Source organism: Rhodococcus sp. NPDC060090 (assembly GCF_042729855.1).
In the GTDB taxonomy this organism is placed as follows: domain Bacteria; phylum Actinomycetota; class Actinomycetes; order Mycobacteriales; family Mycobacteriaceae; genus Rhodococcus.
This window is the reverse complement of sequence record NZ_JBHWXB010000015.1, coordinates 1-21,292: the sequence shown is the minus strand read 5'-3', so window position 1 is coordinate 21,292 and position 21,292 is coordinate 1. Positions and strand designations below refer to the sequence as shown.

At 65.8% G+C, this 21,292-nt stretch carries 17 protein-coding genes and 1 rRNA gene; 7 read left to right on the top strand and 11 right to left on the bottom strand.

All coding sequences use genetic code 11. The annotated features are described in order from the left end of the window. Nucleotides 1-17: 17 nt before the first annotated feature. Complete coding sequence (locus ACFWCF_RS20075) at nt 18-2,048, top strand: ATP-dependent DNA helicase (RefSeq protein WP_378565029.1); 2,031 nt, start codon at nt 18-20, stop codon at nt 2,046-2,048. 4 nt (nt 2,049-2,052) lie between these two features. Here the strand turns inward: ACFWCF_RS20075 and glgP are convergent, their stop codons facing one another. Continuing rightward, nucleotides 2,053-4,629: an alpha-glucan family phosphorylase gene (glgP, locus tag ACFWCF_RS20070; RefSeq protein WP_378565026.1), complete on the bottom strand. Its 2,577-nt coding sequence runs from the start codon at nt 4,627-4,629 to the stop codon at nt 2,053-2,055. Nucleotides 4,630-4,840: 211 nt separating this feature from the next. On the opposite strand from glgP, the gene ACFWCF_RS20065 reads away from it, so the two are divergent. The 3 genes from ACFWCF_RS20065 to ACFWCF_RS20055 all read left to right on the top strand — a co-directional run bounded on the left by ACFWCF_RS20065 (nt 4,841) and on the right by ACFWCF_RS20055 (nt 10,589). Then, on the top strand, nt 4,841-6,859 hold the full coding sequence (locus ACFWCF_RS20065) for an alpha-1,4-glucan--maltose-1-phosphate maltosyltransferase (protein ID WP_378565023.1): 2,019 nt from the start codon (nt 4,841-4,843) through the stop codon (nt 6,857-6,859). Nucleotides 6,860-6,924: 65 nt separating this feature from the next. Beyond that, on the top strand, nt 6,925-9,105 hold the full coding sequence (gene glgB / locus ACFWCF_RS20060) for a 1,4-alpha-glucan branching protein GlgB (protein ID WP_378565344.1): 2,181 nt from the start codon (nt 6,925-6,927) through the stop codon (nt 9,103-9,105). A 32-nt stretch (nt 9,106-9,137) separates the two neighbouring features. Then, on the top strand, nt 9,138-10,589 hold the full coding sequence (locus tag ACFWCF_RS20055; protein WP_378565341.1) for a metallopeptidase: 1,452 nt from the start codon (nt 9,138-9,140) through the stop codon (nt 10,587-10,589). 63 nt (nt 10,590-10,652) lie between these two features. Here ACFWCF_RS20055 and ACFWCF_RS20050 read toward each other — a convergent pair whose 3' ends face one another. From ACFWCF_RS20050 to ACFWCF_RS20040, 3 genes are all read right to left on the bottom strand, one after another. Then, on the bottom strand, nt 10,653-11,543 hold the full coding sequence (locus ACFWCF_RS20050) for a tetratricopeptide repeat protein (protein WP_378565338.1): 891 nt from the start codon (nt 11,541-11,543) through the stop codon (nt 10,653-10,655). Nucleotides 11,544-11,637: 94 nt separating this feature from the next. After that, entirely contained in the window at nt 11,638-11,997 is a 360-nt protein-coding gene (locus tag ACFWCF_RS20045) for a DUF3817 domain-containing protein (protein ID WP_378565020.1), read from the bottom strand. A gap of 133 nt (nt 11,998-12,130) precedes the next feature. Then, nucleotides 12,131-13,321, bottom strand: a complete 1,191-nt coding sequence (locus ACFWCF_RS20040; RefSeq protein ID WP_378492256.1) for an acetyl-CoA C-acetyltransferase — start codon at nt 13,319-13,321, stop codon at nt 12,131-12,133. 98 nt (nt 13,322-13,419) lie between these two features. Here ACFWCF_RS20040 and mce point away from each other — a divergent pair, with 98 nt between their 5' ends. Both mce and ACFWCF_RS20030 read left to right on the top strand, forming a co-directional pair. Beyond that, nucleotides 13,420-13,905 (top strand): methylmalonyl-CoA epimerase, encoded by a 486-nt coding sequence (gene mce, locus ACFWCF_RS20035; RefSeq protein ID WP_378565017.1) that lies wholly within the window; start codon nt 13,420-13,422, stop codon nt 13,903-13,905. An 82-nt stretch (nt 13,906-13,987) separates the two neighbouring features. Next, nucleotides 13,988-15,226 (top strand): hypothetical protein, encoded by a 1,239-nt coding sequence (locus ACFWCF_RS20030; RefSeq protein ID WP_378565014.1) that lies wholly within the window; start codon nt 13,988-13,990, stop codon nt 15,224-15,226. A 15-nt stretch (nt 15,227-15,241) separates the two neighbouring features. Here the strand turns inward: ACFWCF_RS20030 and ACFWCF_RS20025 are convergent, their stop codons facing one another. Continuing rightward, nucleotides 15,242-15,580, bottom strand: a complete 339-nt coding sequence (locus tag ACFWCF_RS20025) for an ATP/GTP-binding protein (protein WP_378565011.1) — start codon at nt 15,578-15,580, stop codon at nt 15,242-15,244. 3 nt (nt 15,581-15,583) lie between these two features. Continuing rightward, nucleotides 15,584-16,261, bottom strand: a complete 678-nt coding sequence (gene nucS, locus ACFWCF_RS20020; protein ID WP_378565008.1) for an endonuclease NucS — start codon at nt 16,259-16,261, stop codon at nt 15,584-15,586. A gap of 43 nt (nt 16,262-16,304) precedes the next feature. Here nucS and ACFWCF_RS20015 point away from each other — a divergent pair, with 43 nt between their 5' ends. Then, nucleotides 16,305-17,849, top strand: a complete 1,545-nt coding sequence (locus ACFWCF_RS20015; protein WP_378492251.1) for an adenylate/guanylate cyclase domain-containing protein — start codon at nt 16,305-16,307, stop codon at nt 17,847-17,849. A gap of 10 nt (nt 17,850-17,859) precedes the next feature. On the opposite strand, the gene ehuA is transcribed toward ACFWCF_RS20015, so the two are convergent. From ehuA to rrf, 5 genes are all read right to left on the bottom strand, one after another. Next, nucleotides 17,860-18,624 carry an ectoine/hydroxyectoine ABC transporter ATP-binding protein EhuA gene (gene ehuA / locus ACFWCF_RS20010; RefSeq protein ID WP_378492276.1) on the bottom strand — a complete coding sequence of 255 codons (765 nt, stop codon included), beginning with the start codon at nt 18,622-18,624 and terminating at the stop codon, nt 17,860-17,862. 46 nt (nt 18,625-18,670) lie between these two features. Further along, nucleotides 18,671-19,315 carry an ectoine/hydroxyectoine ABC transporter permease subunit EhuD gene (ehuD, locus tag ACFWCF_RS20005; protein WP_378492250.1) on the bottom strand — a complete coding sequence of 215 codons (645 nt, stop codon included), beginning with the start codon at nt 19,313-19,315 and terminating at the stop codon, nt 18,671-18,673. Further along, nucleotides 19,312-20,046, bottom strand: coding sequence for an ectoine/hydroxyectoine ABC transporter permease subunit EhuC (ehuC, locus tag ACFWCF_RS20000; protein ID WP_378492249.1), 735 nt, complete (start codon nt 20,044-20,046; stop codon nt 19,312-19,314). The genes ehuD and ehuC overlap by 4 nt, the downstream gene beginning before the upstream one ends. Before the next feature lie 16 nt (nt 20,047-20,062). Further along, nucleotides 20,063-20,965, bottom strand: coding sequence for an ectoine/hydroxyectoine ABC transporter substrate-binding protein EhuB (gene ehuB / locus ACFWCF_RS19995; protein ID WP_378492248.1), 903 nt, complete (start codon nt 20,963-20,965; stop codon nt 20,063-20,065). Nucleotides 20,966-21,208: 243 nt separating this feature from the next. After that, nucleotides 21,209-21,292, bottom strand: a 5S ribosomal RNA gene (gene rrf, locus ACFWCF_RS19990); the annotation flags it as partial.

The following is a 21,292-nucleotide window of genomic DNA, read 5'->3' as shown; positions in this document are numbered from 1 at the left end:
CCCGCTACCCTGGCTCGGTGCCCGAACTTCCCAATGTCCCCGAATTGCTGCGTACCGCGGTGCACGCTCTGGGCGGCAAGGAGCGGCGCACTCAGCTGACCATGGCGTCCGCGGTGGCGCACAGCATCGACACCGGTGAGCATCTCGCGGTGCAGGCAGGCACCGGCACCGGCAAGTCGCTCGCGTACCTCGTGCCGAGCATCCGGTACGCGGTACAGACCGGCCGCACTGTGGTGGTCTCCACCGCGACCATCGCGCTGCAGCGCCAGCTCGTCGACCGCGACCTCCCGCGTCTCGCGGAGGCACTCGAGGAGACCCTGGGACGACGGCCGCGTTTCGCGATCCTCAAGGGCCGCGGAAACTACCTCTGCCTGAACAAGATCCACACGGGTCTCGCGGAGGAGGCACCGGCCGAGGCTCAGCTGTTCGACGCGTTCACGCTCTCGCGTATCGGCCGCGAGGTGCGTCGCGTGACGGAATGGTCGTCGAGCACCGAGACCGGCGACCGCGACGACCTCTCCCCCGGCGTCTCCGACCAGGCGTGGCGTCAGCTCAGCGTCACCGCACGCGAATGTCTCGGTAGGTCGCGCTGTCCCGTCGGCGACGACTGTTTCGCCGAGATCGCTCGCGCCGAGGCGTCGCGGGTCGATGTGGTCGTCACCAATCACGCACTCCTCGCGATCGACGCCATCACGGGGATCGCGATCCTGCCCGAACACGACGTGGTGGTCATCGACGAAGCCCACGAGCTGGTCGACCGGGTCACCGGTGTCGCCACCGCCGAATTGTCCGGCAGCACCATCTCCGCTGCGGCGCGGCGCTGCGTCAAACTCGTCGAAGACGAAGACGTCGACCGGCTCGAGGGTGCCGCCGAGAACTGGGAGGCCCTGCTCGAAGAGCTTCCGGCCGCTCGGTGGGATTCGATGCCCGACGGCGCGGCGGCCGCGCTCGCCTCGGTCCGCGACGCCGCGTGGGCCGTACACACCGCGATCGGCCCGGCCAAACCCGGCACCGACCCGGAGGCCGCCGCGGCCCGCAGCCAGGCGCTCGCCGAGATCGATGACGTCCACGACTGCGCGGTCCGGGCGCTGACGACGTTCGAACAGCCCGATCCCGCGCAGCGTCAGGATGTCGTGTGGTTGGCGGCCGACGAGTTCCGCGGCAACGTGCGTCGCACGGTGCGGATCGCACCACTGTCGGTCGGTGGTCTGTTGAGGTCACGGTTGTTCGGTGAGTCGACGGTGATCCTCACCTCGGCGACGCTCACGGTCGGCGGGTCGTTCGACGGTCTGGCCGTCAACTGGGGTCTTCCGCCGCAGGCGCCGTCGCGCAGCGAGACCACGGCGGCATCGGGAGCAGAGCCGCCCGCAGACAAGAGCGACCTGAAGTGGAACGCCGTCGACGTCGGTTCGCCGTTCGACCACGCCAAAGCCGGGATCCTGTACATCGCGAAGCACCTCACACCGCCCGGCCGCGACGGTCTCGCGTCGTCGCATCTCGATGAGATCGCCGAGCTGGTCATGGCGGCGGGTGGTCGCACCCTGGGTCTGTTCTCGTCGATGCGCGCAGCGAAAGCCGCCACCGACGCCCTGCGCGACCGCATCGACACCCCGATCCTGTGTCAGGGCGACGACTCCACCGGTGCATTGGTCGACAAGTTCGCGGGCGACGAAGCGACGTCGCTGTTCGGCACCCTGTCGTTGTGGCAGGGTGTCGACGTGCCGGGCCGGTCGCTCTCGCTCGTGCTCATCGACCGGATCCCGTTCCCCCGACCCGACGATCCGCTGCTGGTCGCCCGGCAGCGCGCCGTCGAGTCGCGCGGCGGGAACGGGTTCATGGCGGTCGCAGCAAACCATGCCGCGCTACTTCTCGCCCAGGGTGTCGGCAGATTGCTGCGGGCCACAGACGACCGCGGGGTCGTCGCCGTTCTCGACTCGCGTCTGGCCACGGCCCGCTACGGCGGTTACCTGCGCGCGTCGCTCCCGCCGTTCTGGGAAACCGCCGATCCGGCCGTAGCCCGGAAGGCCCTCACCCGCCTCACGAGTTGACGACTTACGGCAGGGCGACCATGCCGAACTCGGCGGGAGTTGCCATCAGGTCGTGGTGCGGGAGCACGCGGACGGTGTATCCGACCGCACCCGACAACGGCAGCGGCACCTCGACGGTGAACTCCTCGCCGAGGGGGTCCGCGCCCGAGTGTTTCATCGGCACTGTCACCGTGTCGCTGAGAGTGTCGTCCGATCCCACCTTGCCGAACACCGCCTGTACCTGCACATCGTCGGGGTTGAGGCCGCCGAGTTGGACGTGCGCGATCAGTCCGAGGCTCGAGCCGATCACGGGGCTTTCCTGCAGTCCGTGACTGTCGACCTGCACGACCCGCACCGCAGGCCACGCGGAGTCGATGCGGTGCCGGTATTCGGCCAGCGCCTTGGCTCCGGCGAAGTCGTCGGCGACCACCGCGCGGGCCGCTTCCGCAGCGGGCGTGTAGTAGTCGACGGCGTAGTCGCGAACCATGCGCGACGCGAGCACCTTGGGTCCGAGGTTCTCGAGGGTATGACGCACCATCTCGATCCAGCGGGTGGGCACGTCGCGCTCGTCGCGCTCGTAGAATCGCGGCAGCACCGAGCGTTCGAGCAGTTCGTACAGCGCTCCGGCTTCGAGATCGTCGCGTCGCACATCGTCGACGCCGTCGGCTGTGGGGATGGCCCAGCCGTTCTCCCCGTCGAACATCTCGTCCCACCATCCGTCGCGGATGGACAGGTTCAGCCCGCCGTTGAGCGCGGACTTCATGCCCGACGTTCCGCATGCTTCGAGCGGACGCAGCGGGTTGTTGAGCCACACGTCGCATCCCCAGTACAGGAAGCGCGCCATCGACATGTCGTAGTCGGGTAGGAACACTATGCGGTGCCGCACATCGTGCTGGTCGGCGAATCGCACGATCTGCTGGATCAGACCCTTTCCACCGTCGTCGGCGGGGTGGCTCTTACCCGCGACGACGAGCTGCACCGGCCGCTCCTCGTCCAGCAGCAGGGCGCGCAACCGCTCGGGGTCGCGCAGCATCAGTGTCAGCCGCTTGTAGGTGGGCACGCGGCGGGCGAATCCGACCGTGAGTGCGTCGGGATCGAATACGGTGCCGATCCAGCCGAGTTCGGCTTCGGTGGCGCCCCGTTCGAGCCACGAGTTGCGCAGGCGACGTCGAACCTCGTCGACGAGCTGTCCGCGCAACACGTTGCGGGTGGACCACAGTTCGGCCGGGTCGACGGTCTGCAACAGTTCCCAACCGCGGGCCTCCTCGACGCGGTCCGGTCCGGCGAGCCGATTCGCGAGAGTGATCCATTCGCGCGCCGCCCAGGTCGGGGCGTGGACGCCGTTGGTCACCGATCCGATCGGCACCTCGGTTGCATCGAACCCGGGCCACAACCCCTCGAACATCCCGCGGCTGACCTCACCATGCAGCTTGGACACCCCGTTGGACCGTTGTCCGAGGCGAAGACCCAGGTGCGCCATGTTGAACACGTGAGGGTCGTCCTCGCGTCCGAGAGCGAGAATCCGGTCGACGGTCAGACCCGGTAACAGCGCCGATTCGTTCTCTCCGTTGGGTCCTGCGAAGTAGTGCCGGACGAGGTCGATCGGGAAGCGGTCGATGCCTGCGGGCACGGGGGTGTGGGTGGTGAACACCGTTCCGGCCCGCACCGCAGCGAGGGCATCGTCGAAGTCCAGACCGGTGGTCGTGACGAGTTCGCGGATTCGTTCCGCCCCGAGGAACCCCGCGTGTCCCTCGTTCATGTGGAACACCTCGGGGTCGGGCAGTCCGTGGATGCGTGTGTATGCGCGCACCGCCCGCACTCCGCCGATTCCCGCGAGGATCTCCTGCTTGATGCGGTGGTCCTGGCCGCCGCCGTACAACCGGTCGGTGACCTTGCACATGTCCTCGTCGTTGCTCGCGATGTCGGAGTCGAGCAGCAGCAGCGGCACGCGACCCACTTGCGCGATCCACACCCGCGCATCGAGGGTGCGTGCGCCGGGGACGTCGACGCGCACGAGCGCGGGCGTGCCGTCTGCCTCGGTGAGCAGGCGCAGCGGCAGGCCCTGCGGGTCGTACGACGGATAGTGTTCGAGCTGCCAGCCGTCGGCGCTCAACGACTGCTTGAAGTAGCCGGAGCGATACAGCAGTCCGACACCGATGAGCGGCAGACCGAGATCGGAGGCGGCCTTGAGGTGGTCGCCTGCGAGAATGCCGAGTCCGCCCGAGTAGTTGGGCAGGACCTCGGTGACACCGAATTCCATGGAGAAGTAGGCGATGCCCTCGGGCAGGGCGGTACCGCGTTCGCGTTGGATCTGGTACCAACCCGGATGCGACAGGTAATGGTCGAGATCTGCCGCAGCAGCTTCGAGCCGGGCGAGGAACTCGCCGTCGGTCGCCAGCGTATCGAGGCGCGACGGGGCGATCTCACCGAGCAGGCGGACCGGATCCTCGTCGACCTTCGCCCAGAGTTCGGGGTCGATGGATTCGAACAAATCCTGCGTCTGCGGGTGCCACGACCAGCGCAGATTGATGGTCAGTGCCTCCAGCGCGGCGAGCGGCTCGGGCAGATGGGCTCGGACGGTGAACCGACGCAAGGCTTTCACCCCGCGAATCCTACCCAGGTTCGGCCGTATCCGACGGGCGTGATGCCTGTGCCCTGCGGCGCACTACCGGGAGACCGATCGGAAGTGGACGTTTCGCCTTTCCGGCCCGCATGAGCGGAACTCTGCCGCTGCCTGGATTACGGTTGTGGTCGTACACCACACGGTTCATTTCGGCGCGGGCCACCCGCCCGCCCCAGCGAACGGAGAACACGTGACAGGTCGTCTCGCCATCGACGACGTTCGGCCCGCGATCGACGGCGGGAGGTATCCGACCAAAGCTGTCGTCGGCGAGGTGGTGCCGGTGTCGGCGGTGGTGTGGCGTGAAGGGCACGATGCACTTTCGGCGACACTCGCGGTGCGTGGACCGGCGGCGGACCCCGAGACCATGGGCAAGCTCGTGCGGATCCCCATGACACCGGGCTACGAACCCGACACGTTCGACGCTGTGTTCACCCCGACGAGTGCCGGTAGGTGGACCTACCGGATCGAGGCATGGAGCGATCCGATCGCCACGTGGCGGCACGCCGTCGAAGCGAAGCTCGACGCGGGCCAGGGCCCGGAGGATCTGGCCAACGATCTCGAGCACGGCGCACGTCTGTTCGAGCAGGCCGCCAAGACGGCTCCGCGTGGAAGCCGACCCGTACTTCTTGCGGTCTCGGCGTCACTACGCTCGCATCGCACCCTCGCCGAGCGTGTGGCCTCCGCCTACTCCCCCGACGTCACCGAGATCCTCCGTGCCCATCCGCTGCGCGAGATGGTCACCCGCGGTCGCGCCTTCACCACCGTCGTCGATCGTCGCCGCGCGCTGTTCGGTTCCTGGTACGAGTTCTTTCCCCGATCGACGGGCGGCTGGAACGACGACGGCACCGCGCGGCACGGGACGTTCGCGACGGCAGCGGCCGATCTACCCCGTATCGCCGCCATGGGGTTCGACGTGGTGTACCTGCCACCGATCCACCCGGTCGGCAAGATCAACCGGAAGGGTCCCAACAATTCTCTGGTCGCCGGACCCGACGACGTCGGGTCTCCCTGGGCGATCGGGTCGGATGAGGGTGGCCACGACGCTATCCATCCCGACTTGGGCACCGCGGAGGATTTCCGCGACTTCGTCACTCGCGCCCGGGAACTCGACCTCGAGGTCGCATTGGATCTGGCGCTGCAGTGCGCACCGGATCACCCGTGGGCGCAATCGCATCCCGAATGGTTCACGGTGCTGCCCGACGGGACCATCGCATACGCGGAGAATCCTCCCAAGAAGTACCAGGACATCTACCCGATCAATTTCGATCTGGACCGCGACGGCATCTACGCCGAGGTGCTGCGTGTGGTCCGGCACTGGATCGCTGCGGGGGTCCGCATCTTCCGGGTCGACAACCCGCACACCAAGCCACCGGATTTCTGGGAGTGGTTGATCGAGGAGGTCCACAAGACCGACCCGGACGTGGTGTTCCTCGCCGAGGCGTTCACCCGTCCCGCGCGGATGTACGGTCTCGCGCGTCGCGGATTCACGCAGTCCTACACGTACTTCACGTGGCGGATCGCCAAGTGGGAACTCACCGAGTTCGGGACGGAGATCGCGAGCAAGGCCGACGAAGCGCGGCCGAACCTGTTCGTCAACACCCCCGACATCCTCCACGAGTCGCTGCAGCACGGGGGGCCCGGAATGTTCGCGCTGCGAGCGGCATTGGCCGCGACCCTCGCCCCGACGTGGGGGGTGTATTCGGGTTACGAACTGTACGAGCATGTTGCGCTGCGCCCCGGCAGTGAGGAGTACCTCGACTCGGAGAAGTACCAACTGCGACCCCGGCGGTTCGACGATGCCCGGCGCCGCGGTGAATCCCTCGAACCGTGGCTGACCGAACTGAACCGGATCCGGCGGGCTCATCCGGCGCTGCAGCAGCTCCGCAACATCACGTTCCATCACATCGACAACGACGCGCTGATCGGATATTCGAAGTTCGATCCGACGACGGGCGATACGGTGCTCACCATCGTCAACCTCAATCCGTACGCCGCGGAGCAGGGCACGATCTGGCTCGACATGCCTGCCATCGGACACGACTGGCACGACCATCTGCCGGTGTACGACGAGGTCAGTGGCGAGCAATACCATTGGGGTCAGGCCAATTTCGTGCGTCTCGAACCATGGCGCGCAGTCGCGCACATACTCGTGCTGCCCCGGATCGGCATCCCCGCACGCACAACCCTCGCATACAGGAGGCAGCCGTGACCGGGTCACCGTCGTCACCGGAGCCGGACGGAACACCGCCGCGCGGCAGGTCGAGTGCGTCTGCACTGCGTCATGCGCCGCACCCCGACGATCTGGCACGCCTCGTCGCCGGCGAGCACCACGATCCCCACTCGGTCCTCGGTGCGCATCCGCACCCCGAAGGCACCGTGTTCCGGGCGTTGCGTCCGGGTGCCGAAGCGGTGGCGGTGCGTGTGGGTGGAACGGATCACCCTCTCGAGCCCGTGGGGCACGACGTGTTCAGCGCGTTGGTAGCGCTCCACGATCCCGCGGACTATCGCCTCGTCGTCCGATATCCGTTCGACCACACCGTGGTTGTTGCCGATGGATACCGGTTCCTGCCCACCCTCGGCGAACTCGATCGTCACCTGATCAGCGAGGGTCGACACGAACGGCTGTGGGACGTGCTCGGCGCCCATCCCCGCTCCTACGACACACCCGACGGCACGGTGACGGGAACGTCGTTCGCGGTGTGGGCGCCCGGCGCGCGAGGTGTGACGGTGCTCGGCGAGTTCGATATGTGGGGCGGGACCACTGCACCGATGCGTGTCCTGGGTTCGAGTGGCGTGTGGGAGCTGTTCGTTCCGGGTGTCGAACCGGGCGAACTCTACAAATACAGAGTGCGTGGACACGACGGTTCGGTGCGCGACAAGGCCGACCCGATGGCGTTCGCTACCGAGGTACCTCCGGCGACCGCGTCGGTCGTCACGCGCAGCACGCACGAGTGGCACGACGAGCAGTGGCTCGCCGCGCGTGACGCAGCGCAGCCGTGGCAGGAACCGATGAGTGTGTACGAGGTGCATCTCGGTTCATGGCGACCGGGACTGACCTACCTGGAGCTGGCCGATCAGCTGGCCGAGTACATCCACGAGACCGGGTTCACGCACGTCGAGCTCATGCCCGTCGCCGAGCATCCTTTCGGCGGATCGTGGGGTTATCAGGTCACCTCGTACTACGCGCCGACCGCTCGGTTCGGTACGCCCGACGAGTTCCGCGAGTTCGTCGACCGGCTGCACGCCGCCGGTATCGGCGTGATCATGGACTGGGTGCCCGCGCACTTCCCGAAGGACGAGTGGGCTCTTGCCCGATTCGACGGCAGCCCCCTGTACGAACATGCGGACCCTCGGCGCGGTGAGCAACTCGACTGGGGCACCTACGTGTTCGACTACGGGCGCAAGGAAGTGCGCAACTTCCTGGTCGCGAACGCGTTGTTCTGGATCGACGAGTTCCACATCGACGGGTTGCGTGTCGACGCGGTGGCGTCGATGCTCTACCTGGACTATTCACGCCCCGAGGGTGAGTGGACCCCGAACGAATTCGGCGGACGCGAGAATCTCGATGCCGTGGCGTTCCTGCAGGAACTCAACGCGACCGTGCACAAGCATCACCCCGGGGTCGTGACGATCGCGGAGGAATCCACTGCATGGCCGGGGGTCACCCGACCGACGAATGTCGGAGGCCTGGGTTTCTCGATGAAATGGAACATGGGCTGGATGCACGACACCCTCGGGTATCTGATGCACGATCCGGTGCACCGTACGTTCCACCACCACGAGATCACGTTCTCGCTGATGTACGCGTGGAGCGAGCATTTCGTGCTGCCCATCAGTCACGACGAGGTCGTTCACGGCAAGGGCACGCTGTGGACCCGGATGCCCGGCGACGCACACACGAAGGCCGCGGGGTTGCGCACGATGCTCGCATACATGTGGTCGCACCCCGGTAAGCAACTGCTGTTCATGGGTCAGGAGTTCGGGCAGGTCGCCGAATGGTCGGAGGAACGCGGTCTCGACTGGTGGCAGCTCGACGACCCGGACACCGGGGCACTGCACACGGGTATCCGCGCGCTGGTCGCCGATCTGAACCGCACGTATCGCGAGCACCCGGCGCTGTACACGCTCGACACGACACCCGGCGGGTATTCGTGGATCGATGCGAACGACGCCCACAACAACGTGCTCAGCTTCCTGCGTTACGGCAGTGACGGTTCGGTGATCGCATGCCTGTACAACTTCTCGGGCAGCGTCCACGCCGACTATCGTGTCGGATTGCCGGAACCGGGTGCGTGGGAGGAAGTGCTCAACACGGACGCGACCGCGTACGGGGGAAACGGCACCGGTAATCTCGGCGCGGTGATCGCCACGGCTCAATCGTGGCACGGTCGCCCGGCGTCTGCTCGGGTGACGCTACCTGCGCACGGCGCGATCTGGCTGTCGCCGCGGCGCTGAGCGCCGACATCGACGACTGGAAGTGGATCGACGTGACACAGCGACACCGATGGTTCGCCCCGGTTCTCCCCGCTCTCGCAGTCGTGTTGGTGGCCGGTTGTGCGCAGGAGATCTCCGGAACCGCGGTGTCGATCTACGACAACCCGTTCACCGTCGCAGGCCTACCGGTGGTGTCGGGGCCGACAGGGCCGCGCAGCGGTGTCCCCGATGCCGACGTGATGATCGAGAACACCGACGGCGGCGCCATCGACACTCTGTCGGGCAATGCGATCGCCGACATCGAGTCGTATTGGGAGCAGGAGTACGGCTCGATCGCGCGCGGTGAATTCGAACCGGTCGGCACGATCATCTCGTGGGATCCGTCCGAGCGTCGCGGCCCGCGCTTCTGCGGTGAGTCCACCTACGATTTCATCAACGCCGCCTATTGCAGCGGCGGGGACGTGATCGGCTGGGACCGCACGTACCTCATGCCGCAACTGGTCGAGGACTTCGGCCCCATGTCGGCGGTCACCGTACTCGCCCACGAATACGGGCATGCCATCCAGTATTCGGCCGGGACCGTCGCCGACGACGATCCCGGCATCGTGTTCGAGCAGCAGGCCGACTGCTTCGCCGGTGCCTTCATACGACACGTCGCCGAGGGCGACTCCGAGCACTTCGAACTCAACACCGCGGACGGCCTGAACAATGTGCTGGCGTCGATGGTGTTGTTCCGCGACAGCGACCCGAACGATCCGGATTCCATTCACGGCTCCGCGTTCGAACGCGTCACGGCGGTCCAGATCGGGTTCACGGACGGCGCTTCGACATGCCGGCGTATCGACGCGGCCGAGATCGAATCGCGGCGGGCGGATCTGCCGCAGTATTTCGACAGCAGCGACGACGGCGAACTGCCCATCACTGCGGAGTCCGTCGAAACGATCTTCGAATCGTTCCACCACGTGTTCGACCTCGAGTCGCCGCCGCAATTGGATCTGTCCGGTGCCGATCTCGGCTGCTCCGATGCCAAGACGACGACGCCGGTGTCCTATTGCCCCTCGACCGACACAGTGGGCGTCGACCTCGAGGAGCTAGCGGCAGTGGGCACCCCTGATCGTTCACGGCGCGACGGTTTCAGCGCCGACGTGCGCGGTGACTACAACGCGTACGTTCTCGTGGCCTCCCGCTATGCACTTGCAGTGCAGCAGGAAGCGGGTCAGAGTCTCACGGACGCCCGTACCGCGTTACGCGCTGCATGCCTGTCAGGTGTGATCAGCGCGGCCTTGAGTCCGTTCAGCACGGTCGCAGCGAAGCTCGGGCCCGACTCCGAGATGGTGTGGCTCTCTCCCGGGGACCTCGACGAGGCCGTGTCCGGGTTGCTCCGCGACGGGCTTGCAGCGAGCGATGTCAACGGCAACACCGTACCGAGTGGTTTCGCGCGGGTCGACGCGTTCCGGACCGGGGTACTCAGCGGCGAGACCGCATGCACCGGCCGCTACCGCTGAGGTAGCGACCGGTGTGCTCTCACGCCGACAGAAGGCCCCGGTAGAAGGCCCCGGTAAAAAGCCTCAGTAGAGTGCGGCCGCAAGCTTGCGGCGTGCGGCGATCACGAACGGCTCGGCAGTGTCGAACAATTCGAAGAGCTCCAGCAGGCGGGTGCGCGCCGCGGTGCGGTCGTCGCCTGCGCTGCGCTTGACGAAGGCGATGATCCGCTCGAAGGCCGCCTCGGGGTTCTGCGCGAACAGGTCGGCGTCGGCCGCCGCGAGTTGCGCCTCGAGATCGGTGGGGGCTGCATCCGCACGCGCGACCGCATCCGCCGGAACATCCTGCGCCCGTGCCAGGAACTTCACCTGCCGCAGCGCGGCCTTGGCGTCGGCGTTGTTCGGCTCGGAATCGAGAATCAGGTTGTAGGCGGCCTCGGCGCCCTCGAAGTCTCCCTCTTCGAGTGCCTGCTCGGCCGCGTCGAATCGCGGATCCGTGGGCTGCTCGGCCGGCTCGCCCTCCGTGGGGGGCGGGCCCGACAATTTTCCTTCGACCGCCTGCGCGATCGCGTCGAGCCACTGCCGCAGCGCCGGTTCGGGCTGGACTCCCTGGAAATCGGCGAGCGGCTGCCCTGCAGCGATCGCGACGACGGTCGGCACCGACTGCACACCGAAGGCCTGGGCGATCCGAGGATTGGCATCGACGTCGACCTTGGCGAGCACCCAGGCACCTGCAGCCTCGGTCGCGAGCTTCTCGAGGAGGGGCGACAGTTGCTTGCAAGGTTCGCACCAGGTGGCCCACAGGTCGACGATGACGGGGACCTGATCGGAACGCTGGAGCACTTCGGTTTCGAAGGTGGCCTCGGTGACGTCGACGATCGGCGCGAGTGCGCCGTGCGTGCCGTCAGCGGACGGGGGCGGAGGAGGTGGCGTGGCAGCCCGCTCCTTGAGGGGCGCGAGATCCACCGCGCCGGACAGCGCCGCGGCCGCGGCGGCGGAACGTACAGGACGGGAACCGGGTCGAGTCACGTCCTCCAGTTTGGCATGCCACGGCCACGGAAGTTGCGGACGGTCAAACGGTAGCGGGCGCGTCCTCGCGGCTACCGGGCTCGGAGAGCTCCGCGAGACGGCCGGTCTTGACGGCCCAGCGCTCGAAGACGATGGTGCCGAACGGCGGGACGCTCGAGACGAGGGCCAGGAACAGGGTCTTCAGGTCCCACTTCAGCGACCAGGCCGTGAGGAACGCGATAGCGACGAACGGGATGAAGCCGGCCACGCCGTGCACCATGCCCGGGATCGCGATCGCCTCTTCGTAACCGAGCACCCACTTGAAGAACATCGCGATCAGAAGCGCGAGCCAGGTTACGGCTTCCCACATCGCGAGGAGGCGGAACCTCTTCGCGGGGGTGGACAGGTCGAAGATGTTCGTCATGGGGCCATTGTGCCCATGAACCTACGACGACCCGTAGTGCAGTGAGAGACATCACGGCCCTCGACGCTGGACGCCGAGGGCCGTGAAGCAATCGAGATCGAAGATCAGGCCCCGGTCGGTGCCCGGTCGACGCCTATGCCTTTGCCACACGCACGATCAAAGCATCGCCCTGTCCGCCGCCACCGCACAGTGCAGCCGCGCCGACACCGCCGCCGCGACGCTTCAGCTCGAGTGCGAGGTGCAGTGCGATCCGGGCACCGGACATACCCAGTGGGTGGCCGAGAGCGATCGCGCCACCGTTGACATTGACCTTCGAGGCGTCGATGCCGAGTTCGCGTGCCGACGCGATGCCCACGGCGGCGAACGCCTCGTTGATCTCGACGAGGTCGAGATCCGCGGGGGCGATGCCCTCTCGCTCGCAGGCCTTGGCGATCGCACGAGCCGGCTGCTGCTGCAGCGTCGAGTCGGGTCCGGCCACGACACCGGCTGCGCCGATCTCGGCGATCCAGCTCAGGCCGAGCTCTTCGGCCTTGGCCTTGCTCATCACGACCACGGCGGCCGCGCCGTCGGAGATCTGCGACGCCGAACCGGCGGTGACGGTGCCGTCCTTCGAAAACGCGGGCCGGAGCTTGGCGAGCGATTCGACGGTGGTGTCGGCGCGAATGCCCTCGTCGGCGGAGAACACGATCGGGTCGCCCTTGCGCTGCGGAATCGAGACGGGCACGACCTCGTCATCGAACAGGCCGTCCTTCCAGGCACGCGCGGCGTTCTGATGCGAGGCGGCCGAGAAGGCGTCCTGCTCTTCCCTGGAGACGAAATCGGCATCCTTGTTCGCCGACTCCGTGAGGTTGCCCATCCCCTGGTCGGTGAAGATGTCGTGCAGGCCGTCGTAGGCCATGTGGTCGCGCAGGGTGACGTCGCCGTACTTGAATCCGGCACGGCTCTTCTCGAGCATGTGAGGGGCCTGGCTCATCGACTCCTGGCCACCGGCCACGATGATGTCGAACTCTCCTGCGCGGATCAGCTGGTCGGCCATCGCGATGGCGTTGATGCCCGACAGGCACACCTTGTTGATGGTCAGGGCGGGGACATCCATCGGGATACCGGCGGCGACTGCCGCCTGACGTGCCGGGATCTGGCCGGCACCGGCGGTGAGCACCTGGCCCATGATCACGTACTCGACTTTCTCCGGCGCGACCCCGGCCTTGTCGAGGGCACCCTTGATGGCGACCCCGCCGAGATCGGATCCGGAGAAGTCCTTCAACGAACCTTGCAGGCGACCCATGGGCGTACGGGCGCCGGCGACAATGACAGAACTGCTCACGGAAATGTCCTCCGATATCGACAACACGGATGCTCACTCGGTGGAATACCTGGGGTCCCGATATGAGCTTGCCCAACGGTACCGCTACCGTCAGAGGTATGACCGAGACCTCTCCCACATCGTCGCCTGTCGCGGCAGCTCTGTCCTCCGGGCTCGTCACCGCGATCGATCACGTCGGGATCGCCGTTCCCGATCTCGACGCCGCACTCACGTGGTACGCCGAGAACGTCGGTCTGGTGTCCACGCACGAGGAGATCAACGAGGAGCAGGGCGTCCGGGAGGCCATGCTCTCCGTTCCCGGCAGCCCCGACGGCGCCACCCAGATCCAGTTGCTCGCACCGCTGAACGAGAACTCGACGATCGCGAAGTTCATCGACCGCTCCGGCCCGGGCCTGCAGCAGCTCGCCTACCGGGTCACCGACCTCGATGCGATCTCCACTCACCTGCGCGAACAGGGTGTCCGGCTTCTGTACGACGCACCGCGACGCGGCACCGCCAACTCGCGCATCAACTTCCTCCATCCGAAGGATGCAGGGGGCGTTCTCGTCGAACTCGTCGAGCCCGCGGCAGACCCCGCTCACTAGACGCAGCGCCGAGACCGGCCCCAGTACATACGGTGCTGGAGCTGCCAAAGTGATACCGGTTTCGAACGGGTAGATTGTCGTCATGGTCTTCGATCGTGATCGCGCCCCCAGCCACCTTCCGTTCTCCATCGTGCGGAAGGGTTTCGACCGCGACGAGGTCACCAACTACTTCGCCCGATTCGAAGCCGAGCTCCGCGTGACGGCAACCGACCGCGACGCGGCATCGGCCCAGGCCCGCGATCTCGCGCGGCAGCTGGAGAATGCCCGTAACGAGATCGACGACCTGCGCAAGGATGTCGATCGACTGTCGGTGCCTCCGACCACCGCAGAGGGCATGTCCGATCGCATCTCTCGCATGCTCCGGCTGGCGTCCGACGAGGCGTCGGAACTGCGGGCTCGGGCCGAGACCGACGCCGCCGAGATGGTGTCCCTCGCCGAGCAGGAAGGCATCCGTCTCCGCGGCGATTACGAGAAGCGACTCAAGGACCTCGATAACCGGCGGCTCGCCTGCGAGGAAGAGCACGCCCGCACGATGGCTGCTGCCCGCGCCGAAGCCGACCGGATCGTCGCTGCCGCGCGCGCCGAAGCCGACAGGCGCGCCGCCGAGGCCGAAAGCAAGCGCGAGCAGGTACAGCAGGACTTCGAGATCACCATGTCCGAGCGCCGGTCGAAACTGCTGGGTTCGCTCGACGAGCTCGAACGCTCCAGCAAGGGCGAGGCGGAGCGTCGGCTCGAGCAGGCCACTTCCGAAGCGGCTCGACGCCTCTCGGTGGCCAACGAGGCTTCCGAACGCAAGGTCGCGAGCGCCAAGGGGCTCACCGACGAACTCCTCGTCCTGCGCGGACGCATCCTCGGTCAGCTCGATGCGGTGCGTGAACAGCTCGACGGCGTGCCCGACATGCTCGCCGCCGCGACCGAGGAAAGCGAGCTCCTCGCACGCGACCTCTCGGACGACGCGGCACCCACGTCGAGTTCCGACAACGACTCTGCCCGCAAGAACAAGGTCGACAAGACGCAGCCCGAAACCGCGGAGCGGGCTACCGCGGACGGCACGGAACGCAGGGGCAGAAACGGAGATTCCCGCACCGAGACCTCGGGCCCTGAGTCCGAGAGGACCGAGGCCGGTGCCGATGAGTCCGCCGGCAACGACTCCGCCGGCAACGACAAGAACTCCGACGGTGCCGACACGAGCGAGAACGACCGAAGCACCCCCCAGCCGGCGACGAAGCAGCCACAGACACCGACTCCGCCCCGAGGCCCGGCCCCTCGTCCCGGTGGCAGCGGTCGTTCACCGGCGGTGGCGAGCAGGGTCCGACGTTAGTCGAAATCCTGCCGGTCAGGACCACTTCCGGGTCGGTCCCCGCCTTGCACGTGCCGACCAGCAGCCGTTGTGCCAGTGCCGACGATCATCGGCCCCGCCTGGGATATCGGTGGACCAGGCCACGATGTGCGGTGTCCCTGGGGCGATCTCGTGGTCGCATCCCGGGCACCGATACGGTTTCGTCGCCCGCGACCCCGGAACCGTGCGCACAGTGAACTGTTCGGACTCGGCGCCGGTCGGTCCCGACTCGGTCCGCGTGGTTGCCCAGCCGAACGTCGAGGACCCGGGATTCGTAGACTCGGTGTCCGCTTTCGGGCGTTTACCCGACGCCTGGGGACGATTCCGGCGTGGCATGACTCAGAACAGCCGGAATTCGGTGCTCTCGGTTCCGCGCAGCGCCTCGTAGTCGAGTACGAGGCAGCGGATACCGCGGTCGGTCGCGAGGGTCTTGGCCTGCGGCTTGATCTGCTGAGCAGCGAACACCCCGGTCACGGGCGCGAGGAGCGGGTCGCGGTTGAGAAGTTCGAGATAGCGGGTCAGCTGTTCCACGCCGTCGATCTCACCGCGTCGCTTGATCTCCACCGCGACCGTCGAGCCGTCGGCGTCCCGGCACAGGAGGTCGACCGGTCCGATGGCCGTGGGGTACTCGCGGCGGACCAGGCTGTATCCCGCGCCGAGGGTTTCGACATGTTCGGCCAGCAGTTCCTGGAGGTGCGCTTCGACTCCGTCCTTGATCAGGCCCGGGTCCACACCGAGTTCATGACTCGAATCGTGCTCGATCTCCTCGAGCGTGATGCGCAACTGTTCGCCGGCTTTGTTCGTGACCACCCAGAGCGCCGCTGCATCCTCGTCCGGGGTCTCGTCCGACAGCCAGCACGGGGGGCTCATCCAATTGAGGGGTTTGTAGGCACGGTCGTCTGCATGAACGCTCACCGACCCGTCCGCTTTCACCAACAACAATCGGCGTGCGGTGGGAAGGTGTGCGGTCAGACGTCCGATGTAGTCGACACGGCAACGAGCAATCACTAGGCGCACACAGCCCACCCTAAAGGATGGCCTCGTCTACTCTCGAACGACCATGTCAGCACGCAACAGCCGTACCGCGCCGCTCGGGTCTGCGATCCTCGGGCAACCGGAGGAACCGATCCGGCGACTACGAATTCGAGTCCAGTCGTTGCTGACATTCTCACTCGCAGGCACTCATATCATCGGAGCGTTGATTGCGGCGACCCTCATCAACGTGGTGATTCCGGGGCCGTCGCTGCTCACCTCCCAGTTCCTCATCGTGATTGCCGTCCTGGCACCGGCATATGTGGTCGTCGCGATCGTGGTCGGCACCATCCTCGGCACCCGATACGGCGTGGACCGACTGGGATGGGCCCTCGACGGCCGCCGCCCCACCGCCGATGAGCAACGGACCGCGCTGAACCTGCCGCTGCGGATGACCGTGCAGCAGGGATTCCTCTGGCTCATCGGGCTCGTTCTGTTCACCACATGTCTCGGGGTCATCGACCCCGACACCATTCCCAAGGTATCGATCACGATCCTGCTCGCGGGCATTACCGTGTGCGGATTCGTCTACCTGTTCACGGAATTCGCATTGCGTCCGATCGCGGCACGAGCACTCGAGGCAGGCGCACCGCGCCGTCATCGCTTCGCCGGAACCACCGGCCGCGTGATGCTCGCGTGGGCACTCGGGAGCAGCATCCCCGTGATCGGACTGATGCTGATCGCGGTATTCAGCTTCATCCGCCCGGTCACCCCGGTCCGGTTCGCCGTGACCGTCCTCGCACTCGGCGGCATCACCCTGCTCGTCGGATCGTTGCTGCTGTTTCTCAGCGTCCGCTCGAGCATCTCGCCGATCGAATCAGTGCAGTACGGCATGTCACGAATCGAGAAGGGCGATCTGGACGCCGCAGTCGTGGTGTACGACGGGACCGAACTCGGCGAACTTCAAGCCGGGTTCAACCGCATGGCCGAGGGACTGCGGGAACGCGAACACATCAGGGAAGTGTTCGGTAGGCACGTCGGCCGGGACGTCGCGACCGAAGCTCTCGCCAACGCCGACATCCTCGGTGGCGAAGAACGCGATGTCGCGGTTCTGTTCGTCGACATCGTCGGGTCTACCGCCCTTGCGGCGGAAAAACCTCCCGCCGAGGTCGTCGCATTGCTCAATCGTTTCTTCGCGGTCGTCGTCGACGAAGTCCACCGCGCTGGGGGGTCGGTGAACAAGTTCGAGGGCGACGCGGCACTGGCGATCTTCGGTGCGCCGGTCCGGGTCGACGATGCATCCGGTCGTGCCTTGCGGACCGCACGCACGATGGCACAGCGGCTCGCGATCGAAGTCCCCGACTGCCGTGCGGGAATCGGGGTCGCCGCGGGCCGTGTGGTTGCGGGAAATATCGGCGCCGCAGAACGTTTCGAATACACCGTGATCGGAGACCCGGTGAACGAGGCAGCTCGCCTCTCCGACATTGCGAAGACCGTACCGGGATATGTGGTTGCATCGGGTCGCGCCCTCGACTCCTCGACGAGCGACGAAGTATCCGAATGGACTGTGCGCGAAGAAATCACCCTACGCGGAAGATCGGAGGTCACTCGGCTGGCAGTACCGGCCGAGTGACCTCCTGCCCTCACTCCCCCGCGAGAACTGCGTCGAGGAACTTGCGCGTACGTTCCTCTTTCGGATTCGTGAAAATGACCTCGGGCGGCCCCTGTTCGATGATCCGGCCCTTGTCGAACATCAGGACGCGGTTGGAGACATCCCGCGCGAAATTCATCTCGTGCGTGACGATCAGCATCGTGATGTCGGTGGTGTCCGCGATCTGCCGCAGCACGTCGAGCACGTCGGCGACCAATTCAGGGTCCAGCGCCGATGTCACCTCGTCGAGCAACAGGATGTCGGGGTCCATCGCGAGCGCGCGAGCGATGGCCACGCGCTGCTGCTGACCACCCGAAAGCTGAGTGGGGTGGGCCTTCTCCTTGTCGGAAAGACCGACCATCGCGAGCAACTCCCGCGCACGCGCCTCCGCGTCCGCCTTCTTCCTGCCCAGTACATGGATGGGAGCCTCGGTGAGGTTCTCCATGACGTTCATGTTCGGGAACAGGTTGAAGTGCTGGAACACCATGCCGATGCTCTGCCGCACCTTGCGCAGGTGCTTCTCCGAAGCGGGGGCGAGTTTCGAACCCTTGCGCTCGTGACTCAAGGGCTCCCCCTTGACCCACACCACACCGCCGTCCACCTTCTCCAAGGTCATGAGCAGCCGCAGGATCGTGGTCTTGCCCGACCCGCTCGGACCGATCAAGGTCACGCGGTCGCCGGCCGCAACCTCGAAGTCGAGATGGTCGAGCACGACGTTGTCGCCGAACTGTTTCACCACGGATTCGAAGCGGATCATCGGATCGCCCGAGGTCTCCCCGGCTCCCCCGGTGTCTTTGGTCAGGTCAGTAGGCAAGACGACGCTCCAATCGGCGGATCAGCAATGAAGTCGGGTAACTCGCGATCAGGAAGATCAACCCGGCCAACGTCAGCGGCTCGAGATATTGGAAGTTCCTGGCACCGAACTGCTGAGCTGCGGTGACCATCTCGACCACCGTGATGGTGAAGAGGAACGGCGTGTCCTTGAACATCGAGACTGCGTAGTTTCCGAGGGCAGGCACCACCCGTCGCACGGCCTGCGGCAGGATCACCGCTCGCCATGTACGGGAGCTCGGCAAGGACAGCGCTCTGGCTGCTTCCCACTGCCCCACCGGTACCGCTTCGATTCCTGCCCGGTACACCTCGGCCATGTACGTCGAGTAGTGGATACCCAGTACTGCGATACCGATCTGCAACGCAGAGAACTGCGGAAGCATGTAGTAGACGAAGAGCAATTGCACGACCAGCGGTGTCAGGCGGATGAACTCCACGATGCCACCGAGCACCATCGCGAACGGTCGCGGCAGCGTCCGTCGAGCGATCGCCACAACCAGGCCGAGTGCCGCAGCGAGAACGAAACCGAGGACGGTGGCGAGCAGCGTGATCTTGAATCCCTCGAGCAACACCGGGAGTGCCTCCCAGGCACGTTCCCAACTCCATTCGACGGTCACGTCTTCACCTCCTCGGGCTTGTCGATCACCGGTGCGAGACCGAAGATCTCACGCATCGACGGCCCGGTCCCCAGCCGGCTCTTCGCTCTCACCTCGAGCGCATTCATCAACAGCGTCAACACATATCCCACGATGAAGTACAGAACGAGCCCGACACCGAAGGCGAACAAGGTGTCGCCGGTCGAGCGGCGCAACTGCTCGATCTCGAATGTCAAGTCATGCAAGAGGATATAGCTTGCGAGGGCGGTGCCCTTCAGCAGCTGGATCAGCAGGTTCGTCAGCGGCGGAATCATCTCGGCCCACGCCTGAGGGAAGATGACCCGTCGAAGGCGCTGCCAATAGCTGAAATTCAGGGCTGTAGCAGCCTCCCATTGAGGTCGCGGAACCGATGTGATCGCACCACGTACGACTTCCGCGCCATACGCGCCGTAGTTCAACGACAGCGCAAGGATGCCGCAGACGATCGGCTCGAGCCGGTAACCGAAGAGCGGCATCACATAGAAGAACCAGAACAACTGCACCAGGAGCGAGGTGCCCCTGAAGAACTCGATGACAACCCTGGAACTCCCTCTCAGGATCAGGTTCTTCGCGCCGGCCGCCAACCCCAGGGCGACGGCCAGCAGGAAGGCGAAGAACGCACTACCGATCGTGAGATAGAGAGTGACCAGGATTCCATCGAGTATTCGAGGAAATGCGCTTGTCAGCGCCTCGATCTTCGAACCGAAATCCATTCTGGAGAACCCGCTCTCAGGAGACGCCTTCGCAGAGCATCTGCGTGGTCAGCTCCGGATCGGGCAATTCCTGTTCGGTGAAGCCGAATTCACCGACGATCGACAGGTACTTGTCCTTGTCCGACGTGATCTTTGCGAGCTCCTCGTTGTACGCGTCGCGAAGTTCTTCGTCGCCCAGCCGGAACACAGTGCCGCCTGCGCCCACCTGAGGAACCCCATTGATATTTGCGACGAACGACTCGGTGACCTCGACGGGCGCCGATTCGTTGCCCTGCTTCATCCAGTTGAGCGAGATGGCAGTCAGAGCGAAGGCATCGGAGCGGCCGTTGATCACTGCGTCCATGCCGTCCTGAGCCGACGCGACCTGTGTCGCATCGATGCCCGATTCCGCGGCGTAGTCCGACTCGATCGCTCCGGTCATGGTCGCCATACTCGCGCCACTGTCCTGGATCGACTGAATATCCGAGAGGTTCTGAGGATTGCCCTCAGGCACCATCAAAGCTGTCGTGTAGTTGAACTCGGGCTCACTGAACAGTGCCTGCTCGCATCGTTGCGGCAAGATCGACATGCCGGCACTGACAACGTCGAAACGGCCTGCCTGCAGACCCGGAATGAGGGCACCGAAGTCGGTGGCGACCCCTTCCACGTTGTCGATGCCGAGGTTCTTGAAGATCTCACGGTGAAGCGCGACCGTTGCGCCGGTGAGTTCACCGTCTTCCATGAAGCTGTAGGGCGCTTCGCCGGCGAATCCGACCGTGACCGTTCCGGCTTCCCGCAGGCTCTCGAGGGTGGACCCACCCCCGGCGCCACCTCCGGTATCGGTACTGGTGCACCCTGCAATCGATGCGCCGACCAATCCCAGTCCGGCGATGCCTGCGGCAACTCTCACGGCCGCGTTCCTACCAAATCGCGTGCTCATCGTCCAATCCCTTTCGTCGTCACTAGGAACGACCCGGGAGGATCCGTACCGCCTTGCAGCACGACCCAACGGATCTGCCCCGCGGACGTTACCCACAGAAAGGGCAAACCGGAAACTAGAATCGCGTTGTTATCATCTCGTGACCTGATTGCCGCAATAGCCCCATCGCCAACGCAGGGAAACGATACTTTCCGAAAACACGGAAGGGGCCCACACAATGTGTGAGCCCCTCCCGGAACGGGTGTTCGGCGGTGTCCTACTCTCCCACACCCTGTCGAGTGCAGTACCATCGGCGCAGACAGGCTTAGCTTCCGGGTTCGGAATGGG